Here is an 18805-nt window from a genome sequence, read left to right as displayed (position 1 = left end):
CGCCATGATTGAACTCGACGTGCGCACGCTGGCCGATATTGAAATTTTACATGCTTTTCCTGCGGGTAAAGGTAATGAGCCTTTGCCCTGCATTGTGTTTTATCACGGCTTTACGTCGTCGAAACTGGTTTATAGCTATTTTGCCGTAGCGCTGGCCCAGGCAGGATTTCGGGTGGTAATGCCGGATGCCAGGGAACACGGTGCGCGTTATCACGGGGATGAGCAGGGGAGAATGACTCATTTCTGGCAAATTTTGCAGCAAAACTTTCATGAATTCAGCGCACTTCGCGAAGCAATAGTGCAACAGGGTTGGGTTGACGGGCAGCGGCTGGCGGTGGCAGGCGCGTCTATGGGCGGAATGACGGCACTGGGATTAATGACGCAGTATCCGGACATTGCGTGCGTCGCCAGCCTGATGGGGTCCGGTTACTTTACCCAACTTTCCCGCACGCTTTTTCCGCCGCAGGAGACCGAATTCCCGGCACAGCAGAAAGCGCTGGCCCGCTGGGACGTGACGCAGCAACTGACCACCGTTGCCGATCGGCCTTTGCTGCTCTGGCACGGCGATGCAGATGATGTTGTCCCGCCGGTAGAAACGCAGCGTTTACAGCAGGCGCTGGTGGATGCCGGACTGGATCAACATCTGACCTGTCAGTGGCAGGCCGGCGTGCGTCACCGGATCACGCCGGAAGCGCTGTCCTGTACGGTCGATTTTTTCCGGCGTCATCTTTAGACGCGGGTCACTTTGACGCCCTGAGCTTCCAGCTTTTTGAGGATCTCCGGGTCGGCATTTTTACCGGTGATCACCTGGTCAATTTGCGCGGCCTGGCTGAACAGCATTCCCGCGCGTTCACCTACTTTGCTGCTATCCACCACTACCACCAGTTTGCCCACGACGTTAAGCATCTTCTGCTCGGCCATGGCGGTCAGCATATCGGTCTTATACAGCCCTTCAGCCGTCAGACCTTTACCGCTGGTAAACATCCAGTGCCCGGCATACAGACTGTTTTCATTATCCTGTGGGCTGAGCGTAATCGAGTGGCTCTTATTGTACTGGCCGCCCATGATAATGACGCTCTCATGCTCCTGATCGATAAGATAATTAGCCAGCGGCAGATAGTTGGTAATGATCTGCACCGGTTTGCCGCACATTTCGTGTCCGAGTAAAAAGGCCGTCGACCCGCAGTTAATCACCACGCTTTCGCCGGGGTTCACCAGCTGCGCTGCCGCTCTGGCGATACGCACTTTTTCATCGTGGTTCTGCGCCTGGTGAATGTTTCTTGGCGACCAGCGTGGCCGCTGTTGGCTAATGGCTTCGGCACCGTTACGGACTTTTTTTAATTTGCCGCCCTCGTCGAGCTTGTTGATATCCCGCCGCGCGGTTGCCGGAGAGATACCAAGCCGGGCGATGACCTGTTCTACCGTCACGAAGCCAGATTGCGCCAACAGATCCAGTAAAATTTGATGCCTTTGCGCTTCCGTCATGACTTATTCCGATTAAAAATGATGGGTAAAGATAATATTTGAAATAGCCTGAAATTGCTAAGTATAAGTTGAGAAGGATACTTACAAAGACGCTGCACCCGGCAGCGTCTTTGCGAACCCATTACAGGAATGATTTGAACGGTAAATCAGGCTCAATGGTAAAGCAGTCATCAAAGCCGCGCGGATAGTGATACTCAAAATTGTCCTTATCCAGCGGCCAGGTAAATTTGCCGCCCACCTGCCAGATGAACGGTTTGAAGCCGTATTTCAGACGATCTTTTTTCATCTCCCACAGCACGCGCAGCTCCTGCGGATCGGCCTGGAAGTTTGACCAGATGTCATGATGGAACGGGATCACTACCTTCGCGTTCAGCGCTTCCGCCATACGCAGCATATCGACGCTGGTCATCTTATCGGTAATGCCGCGCGGGTTCTCACCGTAGGAGCCGAGCGCAACGTCAATCTGATGCTCGTTGCCGTGCTTCGCGTAGTAGTTGGAGTAGTGGGAATCACCGCTATGGTACAGCGAGCCGCCCGGCGTTTTGAACAGGTAATTGACCGCACGCTGATCCATACCGTCCGGCAGCACGCCCGCCGCGCATTGATCGGCTGGCAGGGTGATTAACGCCGTACGATCAAACGCGTCCAGCGCATGGATCTCGGTATCTTTGATTTTCACCACGTCACCGGGTTTCATCACGATGCAGCGCTCTTTCGGTACGCCCCAGCCGATCCACAGATCCACACAGGTTTGCGGTCCGATGAACGGCACGTCATCCGCGCAGTTCTGCATTACAGCCGCCGCGACGTTCACATCAATGTGATCGTTATGATCGTGGGTGGACAGGACCGCATCGATCTGGCGGATAGCGAAGGGATCGAGCACGAACGGGGTGGTGCGCAGGTTCGGCTGTAGCTTCTCGACGCCCGCCATACGCTGCATCTGATGGCCTTTTTTCATCAGCGGATTGCCGTGACTTTGTTTACCGGTGCCGCACCAGAAGTCGACACAGATATTGGCCCCACCTTCAGACTTCAGCCAGATGCCGGTACAACCCAGCCACCACATCGCAAACGTTCCTGGCGCAACCTGTTCCTGTTCGATCTCTTCATTCAGCCAGCAGCCCCATTCCGGGAAGGTGCTGAGGATCCATGATTCACGGGTAATGGTTGTAACTTTACTCATTGTACCGCTCCTGTTTTCATAATAAATCATATTGTGATTAGTTTTGATTTATATTGGCATCGTTAGATCACCATTGCAACGCAAAAATTTCTTATATCACCGCGTTTTTGCCGAGAGGGTACATTGTTAAGAGGATGTTTCATCTATGGTTTAATTTTTATTTTGTATTTAATTAACTGATTTATATGGATATAAATCGTAATACTTATAAAGCTTACAAAGGGAAAGGAAATAAAATGCGCGATGCGTCACAAATAATCAAAGACAATCTTTTTGTGATTACTTTTGATTGTTAGAGTGGCTGCACTTTATGCACTACGTCTGCAACGCGCAGTGCCCGCACTTTTGGAGAGCGTTATGGAGATCCTCTACAACATCTTTACCGTCTTCTTTAATCAGGTAATGACCAATGCGCCGCTATTACTGGGTATTGTCACGTGCCTGGGCTACATCCTGCTGCGCAAAAGCGTCAGCGTGATCATCAAAGGCACCATCAAAACCATTATCGGTTTTATGCTGTTGCAGGCAGGATCTGGCATTCTGACCAGCACCTTTAAGCCCGTTGTGGAAAAAATGTCGCAGGTGTACGGCATTAACGGCGCGATTTCTGATACCTACGCTTCAATGATGGCAACCATCGAACGCATGGGCGATGCCTATAGCTGGGTGGGGTATGCCGTGCTGCTGGCCCTGGCGCTGAATATTGGCTATGTGCTGCTGCGCCGGATCACGGGCATCCGCACCATCATGCTGACCGGGCACATCATGTTCCAGCAGGCCGGGCTAATTGCGGTGTTCTTCTATATTTTCGGCTACTCCATGTGGACCACCATCATCTGCACCGCGGTACTGGTGTCGCTGTACTGGGGCATCACCTCCAATATGATGTATAAGCCGACGCAGGAAGTGACCGACGGCTGCGGCTTCTCGATCGGCCACCAGCAGCAGTTTGCTGCATGGATTGCCTATAAAGTCGCGCCGTATCTGGGTAAAAAAGAAGAGAGCGTTGAAGATCTCAAATTGCCCGGCTGGCTGAATATTTTCCACGACAACATCGTCTCTACCGCCATTGTGATGACGATTTTCTTCGGCGCCATTCTGCTTTCCTTTGGGATCGATGTTGTTCAGGCGATGGCGGGTAAAACCCACTGGACTATCTACATCCTGCAAACCGGTTTCTCCTTTGCGGTGGCGATTTTCATCATCACCCAGGGCGTGCGTATGTTCGTTGCCGAGCTATCAGAAGCGTTTAATGGTATCTCTCAGCGCCTGATCCCCGGCGCGGTACTGGCGATTGACTGCGCCGCGATTTATAGCTTTGCGCCAAACGCGGTGGTATGGGGTTTTATGTGGGGCACCATCGGCCAGCTGATCGCCGTGGGCGTCCTGGTCGGCTGCGGCTCCTCAATCCTGATTATTCCCGGCTTTATCCCGATGTTCTTCTCTAACGCCACCATCGGCGTGTTCGCCAACCACTTTGGCGGCTGGCGCGCGGCACTCAAGATTTGCCTTGTCATGGGCATGGTCGAAATCTTCGGCTGCGTGTGGGCGGTGAAACTCACCGGCATGAGCGCCTGGATGGGCATGGCGGACTGGTCGATTCTGGCACCGCCGATGATGCAGGGCTTCGCCTCCACTGGCATCGTCTTTATGGCCGTCATCATTGCAATCGCGCTGGCTTATATGGTCTTCGCAGGACGTGAACTGCGCGCTGAAGAAGACGCTGAAAAACAACTGGCAGAAACCTCTGCTCAATAAGGAGTTTGATTATGACCGTACGTATCCTGGCTGTGTGTGGTAACGGGCAAGGCAGTTCCATGATCATGAAAATGAAGGTGGACCAGTTTCTGACCCAGTCGAAAATTGACCATACCGTCAACAGCTGCGCCGTCGGCGAATACAAAAGTGAGTTGAACGGCGCGGACATCATCATTGCCTCCACGCATATCGCCGGGGAAATTACCGTCACGGGTAATAAATATGTGGTGGGCGTGCGCAATATGCTGTCGCCTGCGGATTTCGGCCCGAAACTGCTGGAAGTGATCAAAGAGCATTTCCCGCAGGACGTGAAGTAAGGAGGCGCCATGAAATTACGTGATTCGCTGGCCGAAAATAATTCCATCCTTCTCCAGGCCGGGGCAAGTACCTGGCAGGAAGCGGTGAAGCTCAGTGTCGATCTGCTGGTTAAGGCGGATGTGGTTGAGCCGCGTTACTACCAGGCCATCCTTGACGGCGTAGCGCAGCACGGCCCGTATTTCGTTATCGCGCCGGGGCTGGCCATGCCGCACGGACGACCGGAAGAGGGCGTCAAAAAAACCGGCTTTGCGCTGGTGACGCTGAAAAAACCGCTGGTGTTTAACCACGAAGACAACGACCCGGTCGATATCCTGATCACCATGGCGGCGGTAGATGCCAACACGCATCAGGAAGTGGGGATTATGCAAATCGTTAATCTCTTTGAAGACGAAGCCAACTTCGACCGTTTACGCGCCTGCCGTACCGCGCAGGACGTTCTTGATTTAATTGACCGCACTAATGCGGTAGCCGCTTGAGAGGGAATTGAAATGTCACTACCTATGTTGCAGGTTGCGCTGGATAACCAGACCATGTCTTCCGCCTATGAAACGACCCGCCTGATTGCGGAAGAGGTGGATATCATCGAAGTCGGCACCATTCTTTGCGTCGGAGAAGGCGTGCGCGCCGTTCGTGACCTGAAAGCGCTCTATCCGCATAAAATCGTGCTGGCGGATGCCAAAATCGCCGACGCGGGCAAAATCCTCTCCCGCATGTGTTTTGAAGCTAACGCTGACTGGGTGACCGTGATTTGCTGCGCCGATATCAATACCGCCAAAGGGGCGCTGGACGTGGCGAAAGAGTTCAACGGCGACGTGCAAATCGAGTTGACCGGCTACTGGACCTGGGAGCAGGCGCAGCAATGGCGCGACGCGGGCATTCAGCAGGTGGTTTATCACCGCAGCCGCGATGCGCAGGCCGCGGGCGTGGCGTGGGGCGAGGCGGATATCACCGCTATCAAGCGCCTTTCAGAGATGGGCTTCAAAGTGACCGTTACCGGTGGCCTGGCGCTGGAAGATCTGCCGCTGTTTAAAGGCATCCCGATCCATGTCTTTATCGCCGGTCGCAGCATTCGCGACGCTGCCGATCCGGTAGAAGCGGCACGCCAGTTCAAACGTTCCATCGCCCAGTTGTGGGGTTAAGGAGCGGCTATGCTGTCGAAACAGATCCCGCTCGGCATTTATGAAAAAGCACTCCCCGCCGGGGAGTGCTGGCTGGAACGCCTGCGGCTGGCGAAAACGCTGGATTTCGATTTTGTTGAGATGTCCGTCGATGAAACCGACGAGCGCCTTGCTCGTCTCGACTGGACGCGCGAGCAGCGGCTGGCGCTGGTGAGTGCGATTGCAGAAACCGGCGTGCGCGTTCCTTCCATGTGCCTGAGCGCTCACCGTCGTTTCCCGCTGGGTAGCGAAGATGATGCGGTGCGGGCGCAGGGGCTGGAGATTATGCGCAAGGCCATTCAGTTTGCGCAGGATGTCGGCATTCGCGTCATTCAGCTTGCCGGATACGACGTCTACTATCAGCAGGCCAATGACGAAACGCGCCGCCGTTTTCGCGACGGCCTGAAAGAGAGCGTTGAAATGGCGAGCCGCGCGCAGGTGACGCTGGCAATGGAAATCATGGATTACCCGCTGATGAATTCCATTAGCAAGGCGCTGGGCTACGCGCACTATCTTAATAATCCGTGGTTCCAGCTTTATCCGGATATCGGCAATCTGTCGGCGTGGGATAACGACGTGCAGATGGAGTTACAGGCCGGGATGGGGCATATCGTGGCGGTGCATGTAAAGGACACGAAACCTGGCGTGTTTAAAAACGTGCCGTTTGGTGAAGGCATTGTCGATTTCGAACGTTGCTTTGAGACGTTGAAAGAGACGGGCTATCGCGGGCCGTACCTGATTGAGATGTGGAGCGAAACCGCTGACGATCCGGCGCAAGAAGTGGCGAAAGCACGCGACTGGGTAAAAGCGCGGATGGCCAGCGCCGGTTTAGTGGAGGCAGCCTGATGCAAAAGCTAAAACAGCAGGTATTTGAAGCCAACATGGATTTGCCGCGCTACGGCCTGGTGACCTTTACCTGGGGTAACGTCAGCGCGATTGACCGTGAGCGTGGCCTTATCGTCATTAAGCCCAGCGGCGTGGCGTATGAAACCATGCAGGCGGAAGACATGGTGGCGGTGGATCTCAATGGGAACGTGGTGGACGGTCACTGGCGTCCCTCCTCGGATACCGCCACCCATCTGGAACTGTATCGCCGCTATCCGTCGCTTGGCGGCGTCGTGCATACCCATTCGACGCACGCGACGGCATGGGCGCAGGCAGGGCTGGCGATCCCGGCGCTCGGCACCACGCACGCCGATTACTTCTTTGGCGATATCCCCTGTACTCGGGCATTAAATGAAGACGAGGTACAGGGCGAGTACGAACTTAACACCGGCAAAGTGATTGTGGAAACGCTGGGTACGCGCGAACCGCTGCATACGCCGGGGATAGTGGTGTATCAACACGGTCCGTTTGCCTGGGGCAGAGATGCGCACGATGCGGTGCATAACGCTGTCGTCATGGAAGAGGTGGCGCGGATGGCGTGGATTGCGCGGGGGATAAATCCGCAGCTCAACCCCATTGACAGCTACCTGATGAACAAACATTTCATGCGTAAGCATGGTCCAAACGCCTATTACGGGCAGAAGTAAATAAGCGCTCCGGAGCCGTTCACATTCGCGGAATGTAACTGGTCAGGCTCCGGGGCCTTCCTTTATTTGATGTAAAATGCCCGTCCCTTCCGCTTTGTCGAATTAAAGTGCGTAATGCGCTTGAGTTTGCACAGGGACGCAAGTATTATTACGCGTCATTTTTCAGCCGACCTTTAACACGTTCCTTGCCTCCATGGGCCTCGGCTGACCCAGACAGGAGGCTGAATAATCCGTAAGGAGCAATTCGATGCGTCATTACGAAATCGTTTTTATGGTCCATCCTGACCAGAGCGAACAGGTTCCGGGTATGATCGAACGCTACACTGGTGCAATCACTGCAGCAGAAGGCACGATTCACCGTCTGGAAGACTGGGGCCGCCGTCAGCTGGCTTACCCGATCAACAAACTGCACAAAGCGCACTACGTTCTGATGAACGTTGAAGCACCGCAGGAAGTTATCGATGAGCTGGAAACAAACTTCCGCTTCAACGACGCCGTTATCCGTAGCATGGTAATGCGTACTAAGCACGCGGTTACCGAAGCATCTCCGATGGTTAAAGCGAAAGACGAGCGCCGTGAGCGTCGCGATGATTTCGCTAACGAAACCGCAGATGATGCAGATGCTGGGGATTCTGAAGAGTAATTTCTGATGACCAACCGTCTGGCGCTCTCCGGCACCGTGTGCAGGATGCCCCTTCGAAAGGTCAGCCCATCAGGAATTCCTCATTGCCAGTTCGTGCTTGAGCATCGTTCTGTGCAGGAGGAAGCCGGGTTTCACCGGCAGGCGTGGTGCCAAATGCCCGTTATTATTAGCGGACACGAAAACCAGGCCATTACTCACAGTATAACGGTCGGCAGCCGCATAACCGTTCAGGGGTTCATCTCTTGCCACAAGGCAAAGAACGGTCTGAGCAAAATGGTTTTGCATGCCGAGCAGATTGAATTGATAGATTCTGGAGACTAGCCATATGGCACGTTATTTCCGTCGTCGCAAGTTCTGCCGTTTCACCGCGGAAGGCGTTCAAGAGATCGACTATAAAGATATCGCTACGCTGAAAAACTACATCACCGAAAGCGGTAAAATTGTCCCGAGCCGTATCACCGGTACTCGTGCAAAATACCAGCGTCAGCTGGCTCGCTGCATCAAGCGCGCTCGCTACCTGTCCCTGCTGCCGTATACCGATCGTCATCAGTAATCGGCCGCTGTCTATTCACGACTTTAAGAGGATAAGGTAATGCAAGTTATTCTGCTTGATAAAGTAGCAAACCTGGGTAGCCTGGGTGATCAGGTTAACGTTAAAGCGGGCTATGCTCGTAACTTCCTGGTACCACAGGGTAAAGCTGTTCCTGCTACCAGGAAAAATGTTGAGTTTTTCGAAGGCCGTCGCGCTGAACTGGAAGCCAAACTGGCTGACGTTCTGGCTGCTGCCAATGCACGCGCTGAGAAAATCAACGCACTGGAAACCGTTACCATCGCGTCTAAATCTGGCGACGAAGGTAAACTGTTCGGTTCCATCGGTACTCGCGACATCGCTGACGCTGTAACTGCAGCTGGCGTTGACGTAGCTAAGAGCGAAGTTCGTTTACCGAACGGCGTTCTGCGTACCACTGGCGAGCACGAAGTGAACTTCCAGGTTCACAGCGAAGTGTTTGCTAAGCTGACTGTAAACGTAGTTGCAGAATAAGTTTTTATTCTGAAATACGCGTAAAAACGCCGACCCCCGGGTCGGCGTTTTGCTTTTCTGATTACTGCGCGCGAATAAAATTGCCGTCAGGCTGACGGGTAAACAGCGCCTGCTGTCCGTTCCCCATATCAATCGTCAGGCCGGTCACTACGCCGCTGGCATTCTGACGAATCTTCACCATCTGACCTGATTGCAGCGTGCTTAACGGCTTGCCTGCACCTTCCACCTTCGCCATCGCGTATACATCCGTTGCCGGAAGATTATGATCGCGGAACACCTGCGCCAGCGTTTTGCCTGATTCTACGCGGTAAGCACGCCACTGTTGGTCGATGCCTGGCGTCGGTTGCTGCTGTTCTGGCGGCGGCGTTTGTACCTGAGCCTGATCGTCCGGCTGCTCCTGCACTGGCTCCGGCTCGACGGGCGCAACCGCCCCCGGATCGTTGGACGGCGTGACAAGTTGAGTTTGCATCGGCTGCTGCTGTTGGGGCGGCGGCTGGATATCCAGCTGAGCATCCCGCACCACGGGCTGCGTCGTATTATCGTCGCCAGAGGGAAGCAGGAAGCCGATCACCACCAGCGCGGCGGCAATGATAATCCCCCGACGGTGCATCGGCGGGAGCGGATCCATGAGGCGAAAGTGATCCGGTGCATGCCAGATCCTCGCCAGGGTAGATTTTACGTCAACGCGCCCGGGCATGGCTTTCCTCCTGCTCCGCATATTTTAATCCTGTACCGTCAGTATAGTTGGCTAACTGCCTGATGTACGCAGCAAAGAAGGATTATGCGACATCAGAATGGGAAAACTCTTATGCACATATTGTTTCTGTTTCGCGGCGATTTGTCATCATTCCTGCGACAAAGTTTTACCCGATGCGGCGTGACTGCTATGCTGCCCGCTACTTAAATTGTATGAAAAGGAAAGACGATGACGACCCCAACGTTTGACACCATTGAAGCGCAGGCAAGTTACGGTATTGGTTTGCAGGTAGGGCAGCAGCTTAGCGAATCTGGCCTGGAAGGACTGTTACCGGAAGCGCTGGTTGCGGGTATCGCTGATGCGCTGGAAGGCAAGCACCCGGCCGTGCCAGTCGATGTGGTGCACCGTGCGCTGCGTGAAATTCATGAGCGCGCGGACGCAGTACGCCGCGAGCGTTTTCAGTCAATGGCGGCAGACGGCGTGAAGTATCTGGAAGAAAACGGCGCGCGTGAAGGCGTTAACAGCACCGAATCCGGCCTCCAGTTTCGCGTGATTACCCAGGGCGAAGGCGCGATCCCGGCGCGTACCGACCGCGTGCGCGTACACTATACCGGTAAACTGATCGACGGTTCCGTCTTCGACAGCTCCGTCGCCCGTGGCGAACCGGCAGAGTTCCCGGTTAACGGCGTGATCCCAGGCTGGATTGAAGCCCTGACCCTGATGCCGGTTGGCTCCAAATGGGAACTGACTATCCCGCAGAACCTGGCCTACGGCGAGCGTGGCGCTGGCGCGTCTATTCCGCCGTTCAGCACCCTGGTGTTTGAAGTCGAACTGCTGGAAATTCTGTAAGTCGATTCGCCTCCTCTTTCAGTAAAGGAGGAGGCGCTAACAGCGCAAGATGCTTAAATCAGAGCAATACTGATATTTTATCTTGCAAATACATTCATCGAGTGTATTTTTGTGAGCTGTTTATCATTATCTCAGTGATATAACACTCACTTTAAACATAAATTTAACATTAACGCCATTTCCAGGTATTCATCCCGCCGATTCTTCCCTACTATCGATGGATCCCGTAACGGGAACGTCGAATAAGACACAAAAGGCCATCAGAGCCCAAACAACACAGACAGGTACACAGGAAGATAATCACATGGTAGATCAGATAAAGGCCGTTGCCGACGAACAGGCATCCGGCGAGCAGTCTCTGCGGCGTAATCTCACGAATCGACATATCCAGCTTATCGCCATTGGCGGCGCGATTGGTACCGGCCTGTTTATGGGATCGGGGAAAACCATCAGTCTTGCCGGACCGTCGATCATTTTTGTTTATATGATCATCGGCTTTATGCTCTTTTTCGTTATGCGGGCAATGGGCGAACTGCTGCTGTCGAATCTCGAATATAAATCCTTCAGCGACTTTGCAGCGGACCTGCTCGGCCCGTGGGCCGGCTATTTTACCGGCTGGACCTACTGGTTTTGCTGGGTCGTCACCGGGATGGCGGACGTCGTGGCGATCACCGCCTACGCCCAGTTCTGGTTCCCCGGATTGTCGGAATGGGTGGCCTCGCTGGCCGTGATCCTGCTGCTGCTGGGGCTAAACCTCGCTACCGTGAAAATGTTCGGCGAGATGGAGTTCTGGTTTGCGATGATTAAAATCGTCGCTATCGTAGCACTGATTATCGTCGGTCTGGTAATGGTGCTGATGCACTTCCAGTCGCCGACCGGCGTTGAAGCGTCCTTTACCCATCTGTGGGATAACGGCGGCTGGTTCCCGAAAGGGATTAGCGGCTTCTTTGCCGGCTTCCAGATTGCCGTCTTTGCCTTTGTCGGGATTGAACTGGTCGGCACCACGGCGGCAGAAACTAAAGATCCGGAGACATCCCTGCCGCGCGCCATCAACTCGATTCCGCTGCGCATCATTATGTTCTATGTGCTGGCGCTGATTGTGATTATGTCCGTCACGCCGTGGAACTCGGTCGTACCGAATAAGAGCCCGTTTGTGGAACTGTTCGTGCTGGTGGGTCTGCCTGCGGCGGCGAGTATCATCAACTTTGTGGTGCTGACTTCGGCGGCCTCGTCGGCGAACAGCGGCGTGTTCTCCACCAGCCGTATGCTGTTCGGCCTGGCGCAGGACGGCGTGGCGCCAAAAAGCTTTGGTAAGCTGTCAAAACGCGCGGTTCCGGCCACCGGTCTGACCTTCTCCTGCATCTGCCTGCTGGGCGGGGTGGTGCTGATTTACGTTAAGCCGGATGTGATTACCGCCTTTACGCTGGTGACGACGGTATCGGCGATCCTCTTTATGTTCGTCTGGACCATCATCATGTGCTCGTATCTGGTCTATCGCAAAAAGCGTCCACACTTGCACGAACAGTCGAAGTTTAAAATGCCGCTCGGCAAGCTGATGTGCTGGGTATGCATGGCCTTCTTTGTGTTTGTACTGGTGCTGCTGACGCTGGAAGCCGATACCCGCCAGGCGCTGCTGGTGACTCCGCTGTGGTTCGTGGTGCTGGGGATATTCTGGCTGCTGGCAGGGAAAAAGCGGCTGGCGAATGTGCGCAAGTAAATCTGTTGTGCTTTGAGCAACAGACGCAATAAAAAGGCCGCTTATCGGGCGGCCATCAATAAGGTGCTCTCGGGCACCTTTTTTATTCACCCGCCAGCGCGCGCGGAAACAGCACGTTATTTTCGAGGCTGATGTGTTCCATCAGATCGTCGATCATATCGTTAATCCCTTTATACATCGCCTTCCAGGTGGTGCAGGCTTCCGGCGGCGGCGTCACGTTCCGGGTGACGTGTTTGATCACCTCAACCAGCTCGCCTGCATCGTCATGTTCGCTTTCCATCACGTTGATCGGGCCTGCGGCCTGGCGGCCCATGCCCTGTTTGATCATCGGGAACAGGATCTGCTCTTCTTTCATCATATGGCTGGACAGCTCTTCATGCAGGGCGGTCAGGTATTTGGTCAGGCCGCGCGGCACGTTCGGTTTATCCGCATGAACGCGTTCCACTTTAGTGGCCTGAAGGATCAGTTCAGGAAGCTGTTCGCGGTGCCTGTCGTGATAGCGCACGATGATGTGATCGATGATTTCCGCCAGCGGGACGACGCGCCAGTCTTTCTCAATGGGAAGTTCGGCCAGTTTCGCCAGTTCGGCTTCGATAACCGCGACATCCAGCTCCTTGCGTAATGCCGCGCGTGCCAGCGTCTGCTTACCGCCGCAGCAGTAGTCCATATCGTATTTACGAAACAGCGCGGAGGCGCGCGGGATGGAAAGCGCCAGCTCACCCAAAGCCTGGTCACGGTAGGTCATAGCAGTTACCTCATCTCAAAAATATAAGATGCATTTTAAATGCATCTTTAAGAGTAAGGAATACTCCTTTGGGATAGTGAGCTAGTTTATTTCGTCGCTCAGGCGCTGGAGGGAAGGTTTTACCGGCTTTGCGCGCACGGCCAGTACCACGCCGATCGCCAGCAGAATAATACCGCTGAAGGTCAGGAGCGGCGGCAAACTCTGACGCAGCAGGAAGGTATACAGCAATCCCGCCAGCGTTTCGAAGACGATCAGCGGGCCGACGATCACCGTCGGCAGCCGCTGGCTGGCTACGTTCCAGCACAGGGCGCCGACCCACGAGCAAAGGATCGCAATTGCCACCATTAGCGTGATAAAAACCTCCGGACGTGGGCCAAAGGGCAGGACGAAAGCCTCTGCCTGATTGCTTAGCCACAGGCAGGCGGCGATATAGCCTGCCAGTGAGACCGGCAGTGTGACCAGCGCCTGGGCGGTAGCCCACATCATCGGATTTTTGTCCGGATTCTCCCGCAGCCAGCGCGCATTGCGCAGCGCATACCATGCCCAGCAGACCACTGCGATCAGCGCGAGACAGATGCCCGAGGCATAACGGCTCCAGCTAAAATCAGGCAGGCCGTGACGCAGTTCGGCAATGTTGACGCATATCAGGCCGACAGCGATGCATGCCAGCGCCGGCGCCAGTTTTATCCAGGGCAGTTTTCCGTCGCGCTGGCTATAAAGCAGGTTGGCGAACACCGGGATCACCACCGGCAGCGTGCCAATGATCATCGTTGAAACCGGCGCACCGGTGCGCTGGATCGCACTGGCGAGGCAGGCGTAATAAATCAGGTTACCCATCATGGTCAGCGCCAGCGCAGTGAGCCAGTCGCGACGGGTAAGCTGTTTTAACCTGGCGCGCCCCATCCAGGCCAGCGGCAGGGCAATCAGGCCCAGCGCCAGATAGCGCCCCATCGATTGTAGTATTGCGGGGTATTCAGGCACGATCAGCGGCCCGACAAAAATTAATCCCCACATCAGTCCTGCCAGTAAGGCATACAGCACGCCGCTAATCATCATCGCTCCCGTTTCTTCATGAAGCGCAAGTGTAGACGCCAGGCGCAGTAGAATATTGTATGAGATTGCGCATCAGCGCCGGGCGACCTGCTTCTGATAGCGCACTGGCGTAATGCCGTAGCGGTGGGTAAAGGCGCGAGTGAGATGCGACTGGTCGGTGAGTCCGGTCGCCGCCGCGACCTGCGCCGCAGGCATGCCGTGGGTAAGAAAGTTTTTAGCCCGCCACAGGCGGATCGCCATCAGCATCTGGTGCGGCGTTACGTGAAAGTGCGCTTTGAACTGGCGTTGAAAATGATACGGACTCAGCGCCACGACGTGCGCCAGTTCATCCAGCGTCACCGCGCGCATATAGTTATCGTGCAGATATTCCCGCGCACGCTCAAAGCGATGAGCGGCCTCATGGGCTATCGGCGAATGACGGGCATAAGGGCGGAAGGTATCGATCAGATCCAGAAGCTGCCCTTTCTGCGCCAGCGGATCGTCGGTCTGCCACAGGCCGTGTATTAAGGCGCAAATCTGGCGGGAACGTAATGGGTCGAGGCGCGTCACTTCATCAAACCACCAGTGACGGATGCCGGTAACCTCTTCAAGCAGATCAGGATCGAGATATATCATCCGGTAGCGCCAGCCGTCCGCCGTTTCCGCTTCGCCGGTATGCAACTCGTCCGGATTCATGGTGACGACGGCGTTCACAGGCGCAACGTGCTGCGTACCGCGATAGCGAAAGCGCTCGGCACCGGATTCAATCGCGCCGATACCAAAGGCTTCGTGGGTATGAGGTTCAAAGGCGTAACGTGAGATATGGGCGTGATAAAGCTCGACGCCGGGCACCTGCGCCAGATGGCGAAAGGCGGCGCGATCTTTTTCATCGCTGAACTGTTCGGGTACACCTTGCACGAGGTTACTCCACGCGGACCATTTCTCTATTATCGAAGATGGTCCGCGCGGTGGCTACAAAAATTAACTCATTTGTAACATTTATACGATCCCTTTGACGCTCTCCGCCAGCGGCGTGGTCGGACGGCCAATCAGCTTGCTCAGGGTATGACTGTCATCAAACAGCCCGCCTTTCGACGCGCCGACGTCAGAGTCCGCCAGCATGTCGGCCAGTGCGGCGGGCAGGCCTACACCTTTTAGCGCCGCGGCAAAATCCGCTTCGCTTAGATTCTGATAAGCCACTTTTTTACCGCTCTGCTTGCTTAGCTCTGCCGAAAGCTGGCTCAGAGTCCAGGCCTCATCGCCTGCCAGTTCATAAACCTTACCGGCATGGTCATCTTCGCTAATGACACGGGCGGCAGCGGCGGCATAGTCAGCGCGGGTGGCAGCAGCAATTTTGCCTTCCCCTGCGGCACCGATAAACACGCCGTGTTCCAGCGCGGCCGGGGCGCTGGCCAGATAGTTTTCGCTGTACCAGCCGTTGCGCAGCAGCGCGTAAGGAATACCGGACGCGGCCAGCGCTTTTTCGGTGGCGACGTGCTCAACGTGCAGCCCCAGCGGAGAGTTGTCGGCATGCAGCAGGCTGGTGTAAGCAATAAATTTAACCCCGGCAGCAACGGCGGCGTTAATCACGTTCTGATGCTGAGTCGCGCGCTGGCCCACTTCGCTTGAGGAGATTAACAGCAGTTTCTCGACGCCGTTCAGCGCGGCGGTGAGGGCAGCTTCATCGCTATAATCCGCCTGGCGGACAACCACGCCCTGCTGCTGGAGCGCGTCGGCTTTTGCCGGATTACGCACAATCGCCACCAGCTGACTGGCCGGGACGGTTTTCAACAGGTCGTTAATTACGAGCTGGCCAAGATGACCAGTAGCACCGGTAATTGCAATCATGGGATTTTCCTTCTGTTTTGCCTTGTGTTGGATCACGCTAACACTTAAACTTACTTTTAGTAAGTACGCACAAAAAGGTAAGTGTGAAAATGGCAAATTTGACTCTTAGCGAACAACTGCGCAACGGCAATTTATTTGCGGAACAGTGTCCCTCCCGCGATGTGCTTAAACACGTCACCAGCCGCTGGGGCGTGTTGATTCTGGTAGCGCTGCGCGACGGCACCCACCGGTTCAGCGATCTGCGCCGCAAGATGGGCGGCGTCAGTGAAAAAATGCTGGCGCAGTCGTTGCAGGCGCTGGAGATGGATGGCTTCGTGAACCGGGTGTCATACCCGGTAGTGCCGCCGCACGTTGAATATAGTCTGACGGCGCTGGGTGAGCAGGTGAGTGAAAAAGTGGCGGCGCTGGCGGACTGGATCGAACTGAATCTGCCGGAAGTGCTGGCTACGCGTGATGAGCGTGCGGCGTAACGTTGTCAGGCGGTAGCGGATGGTGTGTTACCTGCCCGGTGGCGCTGCGCTTACCGGGCCTACGGGGGGAACGTGCAGGGGCTGGAATCTGACACTGTAGGCCGGGTAAGGCGCAGCCGCCACCCGGCAAAACGTGCCGCGGTGACGAATGGTGCGTTCCCTCGTAGGGGCTGGAAACTGACACCGTAGGCCGGGTAAGGCGCAGCCGCCACCCGGCATATAAGGCTCAGGAGCCACGACAGGCTCCTGAGCCTTACGTTTACTTGCTTAAATCCAGCTGATAAATCGCGAAACCAATATCATCGGTCGCCACCTGATGCATTGGATATTGTGCCTTCTCCTTAATAAACGCCGCTGCTTTCTCTGATGGCGAGGTTTCAAAGCGAATATCCAGCGGCGTATTGCTGTGGATCGGTGCCAGACGCCAGTTATTATCTGCCGCCGGATGGATCTCTCCTTCGCGTTTTGACTCTGCACTAATCCATGCCGCCAGCACCGCACGGTTTTCATCCGGAGAGGCAAACGCGATATGGTCGTCGCCCGTACCAGCAAATTTACCGCCGTAAGCGCGATAGTTATTGGTGGCAACCAGGAAAATGGCCTTTGGATCGACAGGCTTGCCGTTATAGGTGAGATCCTTGATGCGTTCCGCCTGCGGGTTTACGCTCTGGCACTCGCCGTCATAGCGGGCGGGTTGGGTCACATCAATCTGATAATTCACGCCGTCAATGACGTCAAAATTATAGGTGCGGAAATCGTCCCAGTTAATCAGCGCCTGCGGCTTGTTGCTGTGCGGGTCGATTTGATTAAACTGCCCGGCAGAACACTCCAGCCATTCTTTTACCTCTTTACCGCTGGCTTTAACCACTACCAGCGTATTTGGATAGAGATAAAGATCGGCTGCGTTGCGGAAGGTTAACTGTCCCTTTTCCACTTCGACATAGCTTGCCGGATCGTTTTTCCGTCCGCCCGCCTTAAACGGTGCGGCGGCAGAAAGCACCGGCAGCTTTTCCAGATCCGGATCGTTCTGAATAAAATGCTCTACATAGGCTTTTTGCGCGTTGTTCACCACCTGAACGGTCGGGTCATCCTGCACCAGCGACAAATAACTGTACATATTGTCGGCGGATTTTCCGATCGGCTGGCTGACAAACGTGCGGGTGGCATCGTGGTCGGCTTTTAATACCTCCACCAGTTTTGCATCTTCAGCGGCGAGGGATTTTTTCGCTGCCACGTCATAAATCGGCCGCGCTTCCGCTTTCGCCTGGCTGACCTGCCATTTTCCGCTGTCGTTATTTAATACCAGATCCACGACGCCTAAGTGATCGCCCCACATACCCGGCATTACCGCCGGGACGCCGTTAAGCGTGCCTTTTTGCAGATCGACGCCTTTAATCGCGGCAAAATCTTTTGACGGGAACACCGCGTGGGCGTGACCAAACATAATGGCATCTACCCCCGGCACTTCACTGAGGTAGTAAACAGAGTTTTCTGCCATTGCCCGATAAGGGTCGGCGGATAATCCGGAGTGAGCAATCACTACCACGATATCCGCGCCTTTTTCACGCATTTCCGGGACATATTTGCGCACGGTTTCAGTAATATCATTCACCGTCACCTTGCCGGAAAGATTGGCTTTGTCCCAGGTCATAATCTGTGGCGGCACCACGCCGATATAGCCGATGCGAAGCGTCTGCGCTTTCCCCTGCTGATCCTTAACCGGCGTCTCTTTAATCAGGTATGGCGTAAACAAGGGCTGCTGCGTTTTTACGTCAATGACGTTGGCATTCACATAAGGGAACTTTGCCCCGGCCAGCGCGTTTTGCAGGTAGTCGAGACCATAGTTAAATTCATGATTCCCGAGATTGCCCACTGCATAATCCAGCGTATTCATCGCTTTATACACCGGGTGAATATCACCCTTTTTCAGCCCCTTCGCTGCGGCATAGTCACCCAGCGGACTGCCCTGAATGATGTCGCCGTTATCCACCAGCACGCTGTTGGTCGCTTCGCTGCGAGCGGCATTAATCAGGGTAGCAGTGCGGACCAGTCCGAATTTTTCCGTCGGCGAATCCTTGTAATAGTCGAAATCCATCATGTTGCTATGTAAATCAGTCGTTTCCATGATGCGGAGATCGACAGTGGCGGCATTCACACTTGCCGCAATCAACGTGGCCAGGAGCGTTACACTAAACTTAATCATCAGAGACATCCTTTTTGATCTGAGACACAAAAGAAAATGTATATACGTTTTGTTGCTTACAGAAGTGTGAATCTTGCCATGTATTTTGATAACAAAAATGTAACTGTTATCACAGATGGCGAA

The 18805-nt window shown here is 54.8% G+C and carries 22 protein-coding genes; 14 read left to right on the top strand and 8 right to left on the bottom strand.

The genetic code is table 11. From position 1 onward, the window contains the following. Positions 1-4 precede the first annotated feature (4 nt). Positions 5-733: an esterase gene (gene yjfP / locus P0H77_RS20490; RefSeq protein ID WP_276159022.1), complete on the top strand. Its 729-nt coding sequence runs from the start codon at positions 5-7 to the stop codon at positions 731-733. Here yjfP and ulaR read toward each other — a convergent pair. Together ulaR and ulaG are read right to left on the bottom strand one after the other, a co-directional pair. Beyond that, positions 730-1485 carry an HTH-type transcriptional regulator UlaR gene (ulaR, locus tag P0H77_RS20485; RefSeq protein WP_276159021.1) on the bottom strand — a complete coding sequence of 252 codons (756 nt, stop codon included), beginning with the start codon at positions 1483-1485 and terminating at the stop codon, positions 730-732. The two genes, yjfP and ulaR, sit on opposite strands and share 4 nt — an antisense overlap. A gap of 121 nt (positions 1486-1606) precedes the next feature. Beyond that, positions 1607-2671 carry an L-ascorbate 6-phosphate lactonase gene (ulaG, locus tag P0H77_RS20480; protein ID WP_276159020.1) on the bottom strand — a complete coding sequence of 355 codons (1065 nt, stop codon included), beginning with the start codon at positions 2669-2671 and terminating at the stop codon, positions 1607-1609. 357 nt (positions 2672-3028) lie between these two features. Between ulaG and ulaA the strand changes: the two genes are divergently transcribed. The 10 genes from ulaA to rplI all read left to right on the top strand — a co-directional run bounded on the left by ulaA (position 3029) and on the right by rplI (position 9121). Then, positions 3029-4429 (top strand): PTS ascorbate transporter subunit IIC, encoded by a 1401-nt coding sequence (ulaA, locus tag P0H77_RS20475; protein WP_276159019.1) that lies wholly within the window; start codon positions 3029-3031, stop codon positions 4427-4429. A gap of 11 nt (positions 4430-4440) precedes the next feature. Further along, positions 4441-4746, top strand: a complete 306-nt coding sequence (gene ulaB / locus P0H77_RS20470; RefSeq protein ID WP_176919274.1) for a PTS ascorbate transporter subunit IIB — start codon at positions 4441-4443, stop codon at positions 4744-4746. 9 nt (positions 4747-4755) lie between these two features. After that, a complete protein-coding gene (gene ulaC, locus P0H77_RS20465; protein WP_276159018.1) occupies positions 4756-5223 on the top strand; it encodes a PTS ascorbate transporter subunit IIA in 468 nt (155 codons plus the stop codon). Positions 5224-5235: 12 nt separating this feature from the next. Next, entirely contained in the window at positions 5236-5886 is a 651-nt protein-coding gene (ulaD, locus tag P0H77_RS20460) for a 3-keto-L-gulonate-6-phosphate decarboxylase UlaD (protein ID WP_176919276.1), read from the top strand. Positions 5887-5895: 9 nt separating this feature from the next. After that, the gene (locus P0H77_RS20455; protein WP_276159017.1) at positions 5896-6750 is read left to right on the top strand and encodes an L-ribulose-5-phosphate 3-epimerase; all 855 of its coding nucleotides are present in this window, start codon (positions 5896-5898) and stop codon (positions 6748-6750) included. Further along, positions 6750-7436 carry an L-ribulose-5-phosphate 4-epimerase gene (locus tag P0H77_RS20450; RefSeq protein WP_276159016.1) on the top strand — a complete coding sequence of 229 codons (687 nt, stop codon included), beginning with the start codon at positions 6750-6752 and terminating at the stop codon, positions 7434-7436. Before P0H77_RS20455 ends, P0H77_RS20450 begins: the two co-directional genes overlap by 1 nt. A gap of 247 nt (positions 7437-7683) precedes the next feature. Continuing rightward, entirely contained in the window at positions 7684-8079 is a 396-nt protein-coding gene (gene rpsF / locus P0H77_RS20445; RefSeq protein WP_020456251.1) for a 30S ribosomal protein S6, read from the top strand. Between the two features lie 6 nt (positions 8080-8085). Beyond that, positions 8086-8400 (top strand): primosomal replication protein N, encoded by a 315-nt coding sequence (gene priB / locus P0H77_RS20440; RefSeq protein WP_176919497.1) that lies wholly within the window; start codon positions 8086-8088, stop codon positions 8398-8400. A gap of 4 nt (positions 8401-8404) precedes the next feature. Further along, on the top strand, positions 8405-8632 hold the full coding sequence (gene rpsR / locus P0H77_RS20435) for a 30S ribosomal protein S18 (protein WP_176919496.1): 228 nt from the start codon (positions 8405-8407) through the stop codon (positions 8630-8632). 39 nt (positions 8633-8671) lie between these two features. Beyond that, positions 8672-9121, top strand: coding sequence for a 50S ribosomal protein L9 (rplI, locus tag P0H77_RS20430; RefSeq protein ID WP_276159015.1), 450 nt, complete (start codon positions 8672-8674; stop codon positions 9119-9121). Between the two features lie 61 nt (positions 9122-9182). On the opposite strand, the gene P0H77_RS20425 is transcribed toward rplI, so the two are convergent. Further along, positions 9183-9818 carry a LysM-like peptidoglycan-binding domain-containing protein gene (locus P0H77_RS20425; protein WP_276159014.1) on the bottom strand — a complete coding sequence of 212 codons (636 nt, stop codon included), beginning with the start codon at positions 9816-9818 and terminating at the stop codon, positions 9183-9185. A 228-nt stretch (positions 9819-10046) separates the two neighbouring features. On the opposite strand from P0H77_RS20425, the gene fklB reads away from it, so the two are divergent. Together fklB and cycA are read left to right on the top strand one after the other, a co-directional pair. Next, positions 10047-10667 (top strand): FKBP-type peptidyl-prolyl cis-trans isomerase, encoded by a 621-nt coding sequence (fklB, locus tag P0H77_RS20420; protein ID WP_194207129.1) that lies wholly within the window; start codon positions 10047-10049, stop codon positions 10665-10667. A 304-nt stretch (positions 10668-10971) separates the two neighbouring features. After that, positions 10972-12384, top strand: a complete 1413-nt coding sequence (gene cycA, locus P0H77_RS20415; protein WP_276159013.1) for a D-serine/D-alanine/glycine transporter — start codon at positions 10972-10974, stop codon at positions 12382-12384. A gap of 82 nt (positions 12385-12466) precedes the next feature. Here cycA and ytfE read toward each other — a convergent pair whose 3' ends face one another. From ytfE to P0H77_RS20395, 4 genes are all read right to left on the bottom strand, one after another. After that, on the bottom strand, positions 12467-13129 hold the full coding sequence (gene ytfE, locus P0H77_RS20410; protein ID WP_276159012.1) for an iron-sulfur cluster repair protein YtfE: 663 nt from the start codon (positions 13127-13129) through the stop codon (positions 12467-12469). 81 nt (positions 13130-13210) lie between these two features. Further along, positions 13211-14182, bottom strand: a complete 972-nt coding sequence (locus P0H77_RS20405; RefSeq protein ID WP_276165186.1) for a DMT family transporter — start codon at positions 14180-14182, stop codon at positions 13211-13213. Positions 14183-14254: 72 nt separating this feature from the next. Then, complete coding sequence (locus P0H77_RS20400; RefSeq protein ID WP_276159011.1) at positions 14255-15079, bottom strand: AraC family transcriptional regulator; 825 nt, start codon at positions 15077-15079, stop codon at positions 14255-14257. 81 nt (positions 15080-15160) lie between these two features. Further along, positions 15161-16009, bottom strand: coding sequence for an SDR family oxidoreductase (locus P0H77_RS20395; protein WP_276159010.1), 849 nt, complete (start codon positions 16007-16009; stop codon positions 15161-15163). Positions 16010-16098: 89 nt separating this feature from the next. On the opposite strand from P0H77_RS20395, the gene P0H77_RS20390 reads away from it, so the two are divergent. Beyond that, positions 16099-16479 (top strand): winged helix-turn-helix transcriptional regulator, encoded by a 381-nt coding sequence (locus P0H77_RS20390; RefSeq protein ID WP_176919488.1) that lies wholly within the window; start codon positions 16099-16101, stop codon positions 16477-16479. Positions 16480-16738: 259 nt separating this feature from the next. On the opposite strand, the gene P0H77_RS20385 is transcribed toward P0H77_RS20390, so the two are convergent. Then, complete coding sequence (locus tag P0H77_RS20385) at positions 16739-18682, bottom strand: bifunctional 2',3'-cyclic-nucleotide 2'-phosphodiesterase/3'-nucleotidase (RefSeq protein WP_276159009.1); 1944 nt, start codon at positions 18680-18682, stop codon at positions 16739-16741. Between the last annotated feature and the right edge of the window lie 123 nt (positions 18683-18805).

It is taken from the genome of Superficieibacter sp. HKU1 (assembly GCF_029319185.1).
Lineage (GTDB): Bacteria > Pseudomonadota > Gammaproteobacteria > Enterobacterales > Enterobacteriaceae > Superficieibacter.
The sequence above is the reverse complement of the archived record's forward strand: the minus strand, read 5'-3'. Positions and strand labels throughout refer to the sequence as shown.